The organism is Thauera aminoaromatica (genome assembly GCF_000021765.1).
Taxonomy (GTDB): Bacteria; Pseudomonadota; Gammaproteobacteria; order Burkholderiales; family Rhodocyclaceae; genus Thauera; species Thauera aminoaromatica.
Genome location: NC_011662.2, coordinates 2,285,095 through 2,297,676, shown reverse-complemented (window position 1 = coordinate 2,297,676; position 12,582 = coordinate 2,285,095). Strand labels below are relative to the sequence as shown.

The window sequence follows — 12,582 nt, the reverse complement described above, 5'->3', positions numbered from 1 at the left end:
ACAAGGGGAAACCGTGAGAGTCATCGTAGTAACTTCGGGCAAGGGCGGCGTCGGCAAGACCACCACCAGTGCGGCATTCGCCTCCGGACTCGCCCTGCGCGGCTTCAAGACCGCCGTCATCGACTTCGATGTCGGCCTGCGCAACCTCGACCTCATCATGGGCTGCGAGCGTCGCGTCGTGTACGACCTGGTCAATGTGGTGAATGGCGAGGCCCGCCTGAACCAGGCCCTGATCAAGGATAAGCACTGCGACAACCTGTTCATCCTCCCGGCCTCGCAGACGCGCGACAAGGACGCGCTCACCGAGGAAGGCGTCGAGAAGGTGCTGCAGGAGCTCGAGCACATGGGCTTCGAGTACGTGGTGTGCGACTCCCCGGCCGGCATCGAGCGCGGCGCGGTGATGGCGCTGACCTTCGCCGACGAGGCCATCGTGACCACCAACCCCGAGGTCTCCTCGGTGCGCGACTCCGACCGCATCCTCGGTATCCTGCAGAGCAAGTCCAAGCGTGCGCGCGAGGGCGGCGAGCCGGTCAAGGAGCACCTGCTCATCACCCGCTACTCGCCCAAGCGCGTCGAGGACGGCGAGATGCTGTCGTACAAGGACGTGCAGGAGCTGCTGCGCGTGCCGCTGATCGGCGTGATCCCCGAGTCGGAGTCCGTGCTGCACGCCTCGAACCAGGGCACGCCCGCGATCCACCTCAAGGGTACCGACGTCGCCGAAGCCTACGCCGACGTCGTCGGCCGCTTCCTCGGCGAAGACCTGCCGCTGCGCTACGTCAATTACGAAAAGCCCGGCCTGATCAAGCGCCTGTTCGGAGGCAAGTGACATGTCCTTCCTCGCCCGCCTCTTCGGCGAAAAGAAGAAGACCGCGGAGATCGCCAAGAACCGCCTGTCGCTGCTGATCGCCCACGAGCGCGCGGGCGACAGCCCCAGGGCCGACTTCCTGCCCGACCTGCAGCGCGAACTGATCGAGGTCATCTCGAAGTACGTCGCGGTCAACCCCGACGACATCAAGGTCCAGCTCGAAAAGCAGGACAACTACGAGGTGCTCGAGGTCAATATCGTGCTGCCGGAGCAGAACCGCTGAGCCTCGGCCGCCCGGGTGATGAAATCGGTAACCATAGCGGACTTAAAATCCGCCGGCGCAAGCCTTACGGGTTCGAGTCCCGTCCCGGGCACCATCCCGCTCAGCCATTGTCCCATCCTTGCTGCGGCGTCCTGCCCGGCACAGTGACCGGACAGTCCTCGCCATGATCGTACTCGACCTACACTGCAGCAATGCACACCGCTTCGAAGGCTGGTTCGGTTCCGCCGCAGCCTTCGAGGCGCAGCTCGCGGACCGCCTGGTGAACTGCCCGATCTGCGGCGCCACCGAGGTCCGCCGCCTGCCGAGCGCGCCCTACGTCCAGACCGGCCAGTCCGCCTCGGCAAGGCCGCCCGCAGCCGGTGAGGTGCAGGCCGCGAGCGCCGTCCCTCCCTCCGCTCCTGCTCCCGAAGGACTCGCGCGCCTGATGACGCAGCTGCGCAGCCTTGCGCGCGTTGCGGAGAACGTGGGCGAGCGCCTGCCCGAGGAGGCGCGCCGCATCCACTACGGCGAAACCGAGGCGCGCGACATTCGCGGCTCGGCCTCCGCCGACGAGGTCGAGTCCCTGCTCGAAGAGGGCATCCTGGTGCTGCCGGTCCCGCCAGCCGAGGAAGACCTGCACTGAAGAACCAGGGCGCAGGCGGGGATGCGTGCCGAGCACGGACCGCCAGGTCCACCGCCCTGTCGCAGCCGTGTGGAGTGCCCGTCCTCAGGTACGTGCCAGCATCAGCGGCACGCGCATCTCGTCCGCGCTGAGGCCACCATGCACGCCGATCATGGTGTGCTCGTGCTCGCCCGCCACGTGATCCACGATCGTCCACCCGGCCTCCATCAGTAGCGCGTGGCTGCCCAGGCGTTCGGACAGCCGCGGATGCACCTGACCCGGGCCGAGCAGACCGGCGGCGAGAAAGTCTTCGCCGCGCACCGCCACCGCCTTGCCACGCAGCTCGTCCGCAGCCCACGCTTCGAATTCGGCCTGCGCACCGGCGCGCACCCGGCAGAAAGCCAGCCGGCGCTCGCCGAACAGCGGCGCGGCGAGCATGGCGGCGACCTCGCCGTCGGGCGCGAGGTCGATGCGGCGCTCGGGTGGCGCGTCGATGAAGCCGTGGTCGGCCGTCACCAGCAGACGCACGTCGCGCCCCGCCAGCGCCTGCTGCAGCGACACGAAGGCGGCATCCACGCGCGTGAAGCACGCGACCGCCTCGGCCGAGCGGCAGCCGTGCTGGTGGCTCAGCATGTCGAACACCGGGTAATAGGCGTGGATCAGCCCGCCACTGTGCGCGAGCGCATCGGCCATGTCGACGATGGCGGCCACGTAGTCCTGCAGCCCTTCGTAAGGCTCGATGTGTGCCCCGCGCCCATGGTGCAGCGAGAAGCGCGAGAATGCGATCTGCACGGGGGAGACCAGGGTGACCGGTCGGCAGGCGTGGCGATACATCGGCGCCACCGGGAACAGGCGCGGCAGCAGGCGGAAGGCCTCCAGCGGCTCGCCGCTGCGGCGGATCAGCGGCAAGGGCGCGATCACGCCACCGAAGCGGCGATCGTGGATGAACCAGCCGTTGAGGCCGTGCTCGACCGGCGCGACGCCGGTCGCCAGCGTGGTGATCGCACTCGCCGTGGTGCTCGGGCACACCGAGCTCAGGCCGGCGTGCTTGGCCGCATGCAGCGCGGAGCCCCACCCGACCGTGTCGAGAAAGCGTTCGCCCAGCCCGTCGATGACCAGCAGCACGACCAGCGCGCGCTCGCCCGGCGCGACCTCGACCGCAGGCCACCCGGCCTTGCGGTCGTGCAGCCAGTGGCGGAGCCCGCGCGCGAAGCCGTAGAGCCCGCCGTCGCCATAGTCGGGAAGAACGGCGCCGGCCGGGAGGGGCAAGGTGGAGTCGATGGTGAAGGGCATGCGGTGCGCGAGGATCGCAGAGAGCTCCGGGAGAGCTTCGAGCCTACCCTGCAAGGCCGCGCCCGGCAAACCGCCGGCGAGGCATGCACCGCGGGGGCACAATGCAAAAGCCGGATGGGCGCTGGGCGCACATCCGGCTTTCAGAATCTGGAGCGGGAAACGAGTCTCGAACTCGCGACCTCAACCTTGGCAAGGTTGCGCTCTACCAACTGAGCTATTCCCGCTTTGACGACAGGGCGCAAATTCTAGCTTCTTTTGCACCGCATCGCAATACTTCTTTACAACTTTTTTACTACTGGAGGCGCGACTCGGAATCGAACCGGGGTACACGGCTTTGCAGGCCGCTGCATAACCACTCTGCCATCGCGCCACAACCGTTTCGGCCAGCTGCCCCAATGCCCCGGGGCCACTTGGCTGGGCACTGCCCAGCCTGCGAATTCTTTGGAGCGGGAAACGAGTCTCGAACTCGCGACCTCAACCTTGGCAAGGTTGCGCTCTACCAACTGAGCTATTCCCGCCCGGGAAAGACCGCTATTATAGACACAATTCTTAGCTCGTCAACCCCTATCTGCGCTTTCTCGCGATCCGCTTCATTCTTCCGTCTCGCGCAGCAGCGGCATCGCGCGCCGCAGATAGTACCCCATCGACCATAGCGTGAGCGCGGCGGCGACGTAGATCAGCACTTCTCCGGCCAGGCGCAGGTCGAGACCGTACAGGGAGGCATCGAACAGCAGCATCGGGATCGCGACCATCTGCGCGGTGGTCTTGAGCTTGCCGACATAGGCCACGGCGACGCTGGCCGACTGGCCGACCCGCGCCATCCACTCGCGCAGGGCCGAGATGGTGATCTCGCGACCGATGATGACGACCGCGATCAGCGCATCCACTCGACCGAGCTGCACCAGCAGGATCAGCGCGGCGGCCACCATCAGCTTGTCGGCAACCGGGTCGAGGAAGGCGCCGAAGGCCGAGGTCTGGCCGAGCGCGCGGGCGAGGTAGCCGTCGAACCAGTCGGTCACCGCGGCGGCGACGAAGATCACCGTGGCGACGAGGTTCTGGGTCGCGATCGGCATCCACGACTCGGGGAGATAGAAGAGGCCGACGAAGACCGGGATCATGGCGATCCGCGCCCAGGTCAGCGCATTCGGAATGTTGAGCGGCATGCCGGAGGGCAACTCGCAAAGGTTCGGGAAGCGGCGAGTATATCAAGCGCCCATACGCGCGTAGGGACGGCCGCATTCCGTGCGCGCGCGCAGCGTGCCGAAAGTCCCGCCCTGCGGCGCTTCCGGTGCACACAGGCACGCGTGCGCTAGGTAAGATCCTCGACAAGCATCCATCTTCCTCGCATCGGCCGTTCCGGTCCCTTCCAATGCCTGCCCCCAGCTCCCTGGCCGCCTGGAAATCGCTCCAGCAGCGCCGTCGCACCCATCTCCCGCGCTCCCTGCGCGAGCGCTTCGCCGCCGATCCCGGGCGCGCCGCACGCATGCAGGCCAGCGCCTGCGGCATCACCCTGGATTACTCGAAGAACCTGCTCGACGACGACGAGCTGGTGCTGTTGCTGCGCCTGGCCGACGAGGCCGATCTCGCCAGTCGCATCCGGGCGATGTTCGGCGGCGAACGCATCAACACCACCGAGGTCCGCGCCGTCCTCCACGTGGCCCTGCGCTGCCCGCCGGGGGCACACTGGCCAGTCGGGGACCTGGACGTCGCTGCCGAGGTGCATGCGGTGCGGGCGCGCATGCGCACGTTCTGCCTGCAGGTCCGCGGTGGCGACTGGCGTGGCCACGGCGGCGAACGCATCACCGACGTGGTGAACATCGGCATCGGCGGCTCCGACCTCGGTCCGGCGATGGTGTGCGAGGCGCTCGCGGACCACGCCGGCGACGGCCCGCGCGTGCACTTCGTCTCCAACGTGGACGGCGTGCACATCGGCGACGTGACGCGCCGCTGCGATCCGCGCAGCACCTTGTTCGTGGTCGCCTCGAAGACCTTCACCACGCAGGAGACGCTCGCCAACGCGCACGCCGCACGCGCCTGGCTGGTGGGCGCGCTCGGCGACGAAGCCGCGGTGGCGCGCCACTTCGTCGCCGTGTCGACCAATGCCGCAGCGGTGCGCGACTTCGGCATCGACACCGCAAACATGTTCGGCTTCTGGGACTGGGTGGGTGGGCGCTTCTCGCTATGGAGCGCGATCGGCCTGCCCATCGCGCTCGCGCTCGGCCCCGATCGCTTCGACGAACTGCTCGCCGGCGCGCACGCGATGGACGAGCATTTCCGCACCGCCCCGCCTGCCGCCAACCTGCCGGTGCTGATGGCGCTGCTCGCCATCTGGAACGTGAATTTCCTCGACGCCGCCAGCCAGCTCGTCGCACCCTATCATCAGCGCCTGCACCGCCTGCCCGCCTACCTGCAACAGCTCGACATGGAATCCAACGGCAAGTCGGTGCGCCGCGACGGCACGCCGGTGGATTGCCGCACCAGCCCCATCCTGTGGGGCGAGCAAGGCATCAACGGCCAGCACGCCTATTTCCAGCTTGTGCACCAAGGTACGCAGCTCGTGCCGGTGGATTTCATCGGCGTGCTCGATCCCGGCCGAGAGGACGAGGCCCTGCACCGCATCGCCTTCGCCAACCTGGTGGCGCAGGCCGAAGCGCTGATGCGCGGCAAGACCGCCGCCGAAGCCGAGGCCGAGATGCGCGCGGCCGGCGTTCCCGAGGAACGTATCGCTGCCCTGCTCCCGCACCGCGTCTTCTCCGGCGACCGGCCGAGCAACGTTGTGCTGCTCGAGCGCCTCGACCCCTTCACGCTCGGCGCGCTGGTCGCCGCCTACGAGCACCGCACCTTCGTCCAGGGCGTGATCTGGGATGTGAACAGCTTCGACCAATGGGGCGTGGAGCTCGGCAAGCAGCTCGCCGCGCGCGTGCTGGCCGAGCTCGACCCGCACGCGGCCGCCCCCTCGGCGGACGCCCACGACGCCAGCACGCGCGGCCTGATCGAGCGCTACCGCGCCCGCCCGCGCTGAGCGCCGCGGCGCGAGGTGCCTGCGGGGCGGCCTTTCTTGCGGGAGCGACGCGCGTCCTCGATCGCGATGGGCGAGGGCCATACGCGGCCACAGGATGCAAGCCTTCCCTCACCATCCCTTAGTCTCCCGCATGCTCGCCTTCCAGGACGACTACCCCGAGAAGCGCCCGAGAGGCAGCGAGCCGCCGCTGCGCTTCATCACCGCCGCGCTGTGGGGCGACGACCTCGACCCACGCCGCTCGGCCCGGTCCTCGAGATCCATGGGCGCTTCAAGGAGGTCAAGGGTCGCAAGGTGATCGTCGAGGCCAAGGCCGCGGGCCGCTGGCGTGCTCGCCGCGCGCGGCGAAGTCGTCGCGGTGCGGATGCCCGGCAACTTCAAGGCCCGAAGGTTCGGACAAGCGCCGTCGCGAGCAGGGTGCGGGCGGGCGCAGGACGACACTAGCCTGCCAGCGCTGCCAGTAGCGCCAGCCGAGCTGCCACGCTGGCGCAAGTGGGCACGCGGCGAGCCCGCCTCGACCGCCGGATCGCCGGCAACGACGCCGCTTCCGCCATCGCACGACGCTGGCACGATTCCTGTTAGTCATCTTGGGACGAGGCTCGCGCGGCCCGCACGATCCATGCGAGCGCAGCGGGCCCGTCGGACAATCCACCCCGGAATGCGGCACCGCCGTATCCGCCCCCCCGCCGACCCCAGGGAGTGTTCCATGCAGAACAAGCTGCTCGCCGACAAGTACCCGATCCACGTGCTCGAACTCGGCAAGAACGAAACCGATCACGTCCGCCTCGACGACCTGCTCGCGGCGATCGAGGCCAAGGCCGAGGCGGACCCCACCGTGCGCCTGATCGCGACCTTCGACCATCTGAGCCACACGAAGCTGATCGGCGGCGAGATTCGCCCCGACATCCTGGCGGCGAAGAATCTCATCTTCTGTTTCGGCGTGAAGCTGCTCGATCCCAACATGATGGCGGTCCGCCCGCGCTCGATCGGCTTTGCCGAGTTGCCCGACCGCTTCGTCATCAGCTTCCTCGAGGCGCCGATGCCCGAGGCCAACCGCAAGATGATCGAGTGGGTCACCGCCCTGCGCAAGGCCGCCTGACAACCGAATCCGCCCGCTGGAGCGGGCGCGCGCCGCCACGTACCTTCATCCCCTGCACAGCCCCGACTCCGGCCCGATCGGCTACCTGCTCGCCGACCTCGACGAGCAGGAGGCGGTGGTCATCGACCCGCCCCCGCGCCAGACCGAGCTCATCCTGGCCCTCCTCAGCGAGCGCAGCCTGTGCCTGTGCCATGTGCTGCGGCCCCATGTCCATCAGGCAGACATGGCCGATTGCAGTGCGCCGTGCGACTGCACCAGCGCTCAGCTGATGGTCGGCGCGGGCTGAGTCAGGTTTCGCCGAGCGCTTCCGCCTCGATCGGACGGCCTCCCGCGACGCGCGCGGCGAACTCGTCGGCGAGCCGCTCGCTTTCCGCGATCGCGCGCCGCCACACCACCGCGCGTCCTGCGTGGTCGGCGCCATAGGTCTTGAAGTCGCGCCGATCGGGCAGCTTGGCGTTGGGCAGGCGGGCGATCCACTCGGCGTCCGGCACCAGCAGCACCACGTTGTCCAGGCGCGCGGTAGCGCGATGGCGCGTGCGCAGCGACTTGTCCAGCCAACCCGGAACGACGCTGGGCTGGAAATGCGGGTAGAGCACGAGCCGGGGCGCCTCTGCACGGGTTTCGTCGCGCGGCCGCCGCCCCATCGTCGTCTCGCCGTCCTCTTGGCTACCCGCATTCCCGGCCATCCTGCCGGGACTGCGCTCGCCCGCGCGTTGCGCTGCCGCAAGGCTGTTCCCCTCCCCGCGCAGCACCGAGGCGTAATCCAGGTGCAGGTGGTAGTCGGTGATGCCGCCATCCCAGTACGCACCCGGCGGCGCGCCGGGAATATCGTGCACCGCCTGCAGCCAGAACGGGATCGAGCAACTCGCCACCAGCGCCTCGAAGGCGTTGTAGGGGCCCAGCGCACAAGTGCGCCCGGCGTAGTCGTCCATCGCGAAAGGCAAGGCATCGCGCGGATCGGAGAACACCACGCGCTCCAGCCAGTCGCCCATGCGCGCACGGCTGTGCAGGTTGGCGGCGTAGGCACCCGCGTAGCCCGCGAGCGTGCGCAGCCGTCCCTCGCGACGCAGCAAGGGATGCACACCGTGGCTGGTGAAGAGATGCAGGCGAAAGCGCGGGTGGCGCAGCAGCTCGCCGGTGCGCGCGCCCAGGTGGGTGGCGAGGCGTGCACGGAAGGCGCGACTGACCGCCGCCGCGCCGGGCTGACGGACGGGCCGGCCACCGGCACGCGCTTTCTCCACCGCATCGGCGTCGAGGTAACTCTCCTCGACGTAGTGGTGCGCCATTTCGGCGAGCGCTGCATCGGCATCGGCGAGGCATGCGCTGGCCATGCGCCAGGCGCCGATCGAGGCGCCGAGCAGGTGCACCGGCGCACCCGCGCCCGCCAGCCAATGGCCGAAGACGAAGCGATCGAGCGGATTGAGGATGAGGCCCTTGGGGCCGCCGGCCGCGCCGGGGATCGCAAGGACGTCGGCGGGCGCCAAGCCGCGCTCGCGCAACTGCGCACGCGCCGCCGGACCAGCCAGGATGCGCAGCGCCGGCTTCATCGCGCCGTCGCCTCCGCGCGGCCCCTCACGGCCTGATCGGCTCCCACCCCGGGTGGTCGTACTCGCGACCGTAGAAGTTCAGCGTCTCGGCGACCCGCAGCAGGCCGAGCCGCTTGGCTTGCAGGCGCGGCGCATCGCGCATGAGCCCGGCGCCATCGCTGATGTCGCCGAGCAGCCATTGCAGGTGGCGGCCGGGACGGCTGTGGAAGTCGCGCCCCTCGCTGATCATGGCGACCTGGCGCAGGATCTCGCCGGCGAGCGCGACCTGCGCAGCCTCGTCCATGGCCGGGTCGGACACGCGTGCGGCGACGGTCTCGCGCAGTTGCAGCATGCCGGCGCGCAGCTTCTCGTCGGCGGGGCGCGGCAGCTCGTCGGCCGATGCCTGCAGCCTGGGTTGCGGGCGTGTGTCGTCGGCGGCGAGAACGGGAACAGGGGCGGCACACAGCGCCGCGATGGCGGCGCTCAGGAAGGCGAGGCGCATGCACGATCTCCGGTTGGATGCGAACGGTCGCCATCCTACCCGGGCGGCCCCTGAAAGCGCTTGAACTGAATCAAGCCGCCACCGTGTCCTGCACCACGACGACACGTTGCCCGGGCGCATCGGCGTACAGCGTGGGTGCCTGCGCGGGCTCGGCCACGTGCACCACCGTGCTCCAGTCCGCGTCGTCCGGCAGCAGCGTGCCGAGCCGGTTGGGCCAACGCAGGATCGCCGCCTCGTCGAGTACGTTGCCCGCCATCCGGGGGAACAGCGCGAAGTACAGCAGGTCGGCCTCGATCAGCTCGTTGAGGAAGTGGGTGCCGAGCGAGACGTCGGGCACCAGGTGCTCGTGCATGGCGACGATCTCGCACAGCGCGGCGACGTGATTGATCTCGGAGAACAGCACCGGGATGCCGAGAAAGGGGTCCTTCGAGCCCCAGCGCCCGGGGCCGAGCATCAGCACGCAACGTTCGTCGGCAAGCGCGTTGAGGCGGCCGAGCACGCGCGTCACCGCCAGGCGGCGGGCCTGGTCGAGCGCGGCGAAGGCAGCCGGGCGCACCAGCACGATGCGCTCGGGGCGAATCACCCGGCTCGGTCCGATCACTGCACCGCACGCTTCCACCAGGCGCGGCGCGTCGGCCGGCGGCTCCACGCCCTGCACGCCCTCGACGCTGCGCACCTGCATCGGCCGGCACTGCAGCAGGTTGATGCGGTAGCCGCCGTCGGGAACGAAATTGAGCGCGAACTCGATCTCCACCGGATGCGCGTAGGCCGCGTGCAGCGCGCGCAGCAGCGTGCGCAGGTCGGCGACGAAATCGGTGTGGGCGATCAGCCCGTCGAAGGTCAGAAAGGCCGGACGGTCCTCGGCCTCGCGCGTCGTGAACAGCGCGTGCGGAAAATCCGCATGGCCGCGCACCAGCTCGGCGAAGGGGCCCGAGACCACCTCGCCGCGCTCCAGGTCGAGGCTGTCCATGCGGCGCTGGGCATGGCGCGCGATCGCACCGAAGCTGGTCTCCGGGCGCAGCTCGGGCGCATCGAGCGCGATCAGGCGGGTGTAGTCGTCGTCGGCGCGATCCACCGCACGCGTGCCCAGACCGGCGACCAGGCGCACCACGCCCGCCTTCATGTCGATGCGCGGGTTCCACGGGTAGGGATTGACCGACAGCCCGACGCCGGCCGCGTGCGGGTTGAACCAGCGCCCGCCGGCGGTGCCCGAGACGCGCATGATCAGCAGCGCCATCTGCTCGTGCTCGTCGAGCAGGCCGCGGCGCTGGCGGTAGCGCAGCGCCGACTCCGACAGCGTGCTCGCATACACCTGGCGAACGGCGTCGAGCAGCGCGGCGAGGCGCTCCTCGCGCGTGCCGCGGTTGGCGCAGAACACGCTGTCGTACTGGCCGGCGAAGGCGTTGCCGTAGCGGTCCTCCAGGCGCGAACTGGAGCGCACGATGAAAGGCCACTCGCCAAAATAATCCAGCATGCCCTCGAACTGGCGCAGGGTGGATTCGGGGAAGCGGCCGCGCAGGATGCGTGCGCGGGCGCCCTCCTCTCCGTCGAGGCCCTGGAGGAAGCAGTCGGCCTCGCGCTGGCGGCGGCGCACCCACCACAGCCCGTTGATCACGAAGAAGGTATCGAAGACCTCGCTGCCGACATGGAAGGAGTCGTGCGCCTCGAGGCGGGCGTGCAGTGCAGGCGCGTCGCGGCGCACGATCGCGCGCGCGATCAGCATGCCCGCGGCCTTGCCGCCGATGGTGCCGATGCCGATCATGCGCGCGCGCACCGCGAGCAGGTCGTCGAGGTTCAGGTAGCGCGCGATCAGCTCCTGCAGGCCAGCCTCGTCGGGAAACAGCAGGCCCGCCAGGCGGGCGAAGGCGGCGGCCTCGCCGGCCAGCTCGGGCGCCCCGGCCGCGCGCAGGGCGGCGAAGGTTCGCGCCTGATCGAAGAGGCGCTGCCAGTGGCTGCGGATCTGTTCGTCCTCCAGCCCCTGCCAGCCCGAGCCCGCGAGGATCTCGGCCACCGTGCCGCTGTCGGCGACCGCGCGGAAGCGATCGCCCGGCTCCCAGGCGTGGATCAGGTTCATCGCCGCGGCCGAGCGGTGCTGCACCTTGATCGGCCGGATGTAGAGCCGATCGCGGCAGCGGAACACGTCGAGCAGGTACTGCGTCGTCTCGGTGATCATGTCCATGCCCGCGCGCGCATGTCGATGGCGCAGCACGCCGAAGTAGGTCACCGTGTCGAGGTCGAAGAGCCGCGGGCAGGTGAGGCGAAAGAAGTTGCCGAGCATGCGGTCGGACAGCCAGGCGTCGGCGAGGTCCGAAAGGCAGTCGAAGACATACATGGTCTCGCGACCGGCGGCCTCGATCACCGAATGCACCTGATCGACGAAGGCGTCGAAGCCGTCCTTGGGACGCGGGGTGAACAGCTCGGCGCCGCTGTCCCCGGCGAGCAGCGGAGGATGCGCGGCGAAACGGAAATAGATCAGCCGCCGTCCCTGCGCCTGCGCCGCGGCCGCATAGGGCAGCACCAGCGCGCGGTAGTCGTCCAGCGCCTGCACCTGCCAGACGATGTTGTCGCCGCGCGCCACGCCACGCAGCATGGCGTCGAGGTCGGGCAGGCCGGTGGTCGGGGCGAAGGTGGCGGGGAGCGTGGGAGCGGACTTGGCGGGAGACGTGGGAAGATCGGACGGGATGGGTCCGGCCGACGTCGGAACGGCAGAATTCATCAGGAGCTCCTCGGACAAGGCCTGCGAGCGCGATTATGCGCGCAAGCCCCGCGGGAACTTTCCCGCAGCTTGGCATTCTTCTTGCCTTGCAAACCGTCGAACGATCGTGCTGCGGCATCATCGGCCGGCGGCCGCGCGCCCTCGTGCCGGGAATCCGCCCCTTCCCGCCTCGCCTTCGAGTTCCGCAAGAGCCTAGACCGGCACCCGACGCATCACTCCCGACTCCTCACGCCCGAAATGTCCCGACAGCCCCTCGCCCGCATCCTGCTCCTCGCCCTGCCCGCCGTCCTGCTGCTCGCCTGTTCGTCGGAGCCGCCCGATACCCACCCGGACAAGCCGGTCACCCAGCGCCGCGACGCCTTCAAGGCCATGCTGCGCAGCACCGAGCCCATGAACACCATGCTCAAGGACCGGCGTTTCGACGCCGACCAGTTCGCCAGCCTCGCCGAGCAGCTCGCCGCGAAGCGCGACGCGCCGTGGAAGCACTTCGGCCCCGGCAGCAATTACCCCCCCACCAAGGCCCGCCCGGCCGTCTGGGAAAAGCCCGCCGAGTTCGAGCGCCGTCGCAGCGAGTTCATCACCGCCACCGACCGCCTCCTCGCCGCCGCTGCGGCGCGCTCGGAGGAACAGGCGCGCACCGCCCTCGCAGCCGTTCAGGACAGCTGCAAGGCCTGCCACAACGACTTCAGGCGCTGAGGCGGCAAGACTGCAGGCGCGATTGCGGAACCCGCGGTCCCA

Annotated in this window: 12 protein-coding genes and 4 tRNA genes; 8 read left to right on the top strand and 8 right to left on the bottom strand. The window is 69.5% G+C overall.

The window, feature by feature from the left end; genetic code table 11:
- The first annotated feature begins 13 nt into the window (after positions 1-13).
- From minD to TMZ1T_RS10100, 4 genes are all read left to right on the top strand, one after another.
- Positions 14-826 (top strand): septum site-determining protein MinD, encoded by an 813-nt coding sequence (minD, locus tag TMZ1T_RS10115; RefSeq protein WP_004324902.1) that lies wholly within the window; start codon positions 14-16, stop codon positions 824-826.
- Between the two features lies 1 nt (position 827).
- On the top strand, positions 828-1,088 hold the full coding sequence (minE, locus tag TMZ1T_RS10110) for a cell division topological specificity factor MinE (RefSeq protein WP_004324900.1): 261 nt from the start codon (positions 828-830) through the stop codon (positions 1,086-1,088).
- Between the two features lie 9 nt (positions 1,089-1,097).
- Positions 1,098-1,182 (top strand) — tRNA-Leu (locus TMZ1T_RS10105).
- 69 nt (positions 1,183-1,251) lie between these two features.
- The gene (locus TMZ1T_RS10100; RefSeq protein WP_004324898.1) at positions 1,252-1,710 is read left to right on the top strand and encodes a DUF1178 family protein; all 459 of its coding nucleotides are present in this window, start codon (positions 1,252-1,254) and stop codon (positions 1,708-1,710) included.
- 84 nt (positions 1,711-1,794) lie between these two features.
- On the opposite strand, the gene TMZ1T_RS10095 is transcribed toward TMZ1T_RS10100, so the two are convergent.
- The 5 genes from TMZ1T_RS10095 to pgsA form a co-directional block, all read right to left on the bottom strand.
- Positions 1,795-2,982 (bottom strand): alkaline phosphatase family protein, encoded by a 1,188-nt coding sequence (locus tag TMZ1T_RS10095; RefSeq protein ID WP_012585318.1) that lies wholly within the window; start codon positions 2,980-2,982, stop codon positions 1,795-1,797.
- A 148-nt stretch (positions 2,983-3,130) separates the two neighbouring features.
- Positions 3,131-3,206: transfer RNA gene (locus TMZ1T_RS10090), tRNA-Gly, on the bottom strand.
- A 72-nt stretch (positions 3,207-3,278) separates the two neighbouring features.
- A tRNA-Cys gene (locus TMZ1T_RS10085) sits at positions 3,279-3,352 on the bottom strand.
- 72 nt (positions 3,353-3,424) lie between these two features.
- Positions 3,425-3,500: transfer RNA gene (locus TMZ1T_RS10080), tRNA-Gly, on the bottom strand.
- Positions 3,501-3,572: 72 nt separating this feature from the next.
- Positions 3,573-4,145: a CDP-diacylglycerol--glycerol-3-phosphate 3-phosphatidyltransferase gene (gene pgsA / locus TMZ1T_RS10075; protein WP_012585317.1), complete on the bottom strand. Its 573-nt coding sequence runs from the start codon at positions 4,143-4,145 to the stop codon at positions 3,573-3,575.
- A gap of 206 nt (positions 4,146-4,351) precedes the next feature.
- Between pgsA and pgi the strand changes: the two genes are divergently transcribed.
- The 3 genes from pgi to TMZ1T_RS21325 all read left to right on the top strand — a co-directional run bounded on the left by pgi (position 4,352) and on the right by TMZ1T_RS21325 (position 7,386).
- Positions 4,352-6,004 carry a glucose-6-phosphate isomerase gene (gene pgi, locus TMZ1T_RS10070; RefSeq protein ID WP_004324893.1) on the top strand — a complete coding sequence of 551 codons (1,653 nt, stop codon included), beginning with the start codon at positions 4,352-4,354 and terminating at the stop codon, positions 6,002-6,004.
- Positions 6,005-6,707: 703 nt separating this feature from the next.
- Positions 6,708-7,100 carry a DUF6858 family protein gene (locus tag TMZ1T_RS10060; RefSeq protein ID WP_004301217.1) on the top strand — a complete coding sequence of 131 codons (393 nt, stop codon included), beginning with the start codon at positions 6,708-6,710 and terminating at the stop codon, positions 7,098-7,100.
- A gap of 115 nt (positions 7,101-7,215) precedes the next feature.
- Positions 7,216-7,386 (top strand): hypothetical protein, encoded by a 171-nt coding sequence (locus tag TMZ1T_RS21325; RefSeq protein WP_187282999.1) that lies wholly within the window; start codon positions 7,216-7,218, stop codon positions 7,384-7,386.
- Position 7,387: 1 nt separating this feature from the next.
- On the opposite strand, the gene TMZ1T_RS10050 is transcribed toward TMZ1T_RS21325, so the two are convergent.
- The 3 genes from TMZ1T_RS10050 to TMZ1T_RS10040 all read right to left on the bottom strand — a co-directional run bounded on the left by TMZ1T_RS10050 (position 7,388) and on the right by TMZ1T_RS10040 (position 11,844).
- Positions 7,388-8,647, bottom strand: a complete 1,260-nt coding sequence (locus TMZ1T_RS10050) for a hypothetical protein (protein ID WP_004301220.1) — start codon at positions 8,645-8,647, stop codon at positions 7,388-7,390.
- A 25-nt stretch (positions 8,648-8,672) separates the two neighbouring features.
- Complete coding sequence (locus tag TMZ1T_RS10045) at positions 8,673-9,128, bottom strand: hypothetical protein (RefSeq protein ID WP_012585316.1); 456 nt, start codon at positions 9,126-9,128, stop codon at positions 8,673-8,675.
- Positions 9,129-9,198: 70 nt separating this feature from the next.
- On the bottom strand, positions 9,199-11,844 hold the full coding sequence (locus TMZ1T_RS10040; protein WP_012585315.1) for a PEP/pyruvate-binding domain-containing protein: 2,646 nt from the start codon (positions 11,842-11,844) through the stop codon (positions 9,199-9,201).
- A gap of 237 nt (positions 11,845-12,081) precedes the next feature.
- Between TMZ1T_RS10040 and TMZ1T_RS10035 the strand changes: the two genes are divergently transcribed.
- Entirely contained in the window at positions 12,082-12,540 is a 459-nt protein-coding gene (locus TMZ1T_RS10035) for a c-type cytochrome (protein WP_004301224.1), read from the top strand.
- Positions 12,541-12,582: the final 42 nt, after the last annotated feature.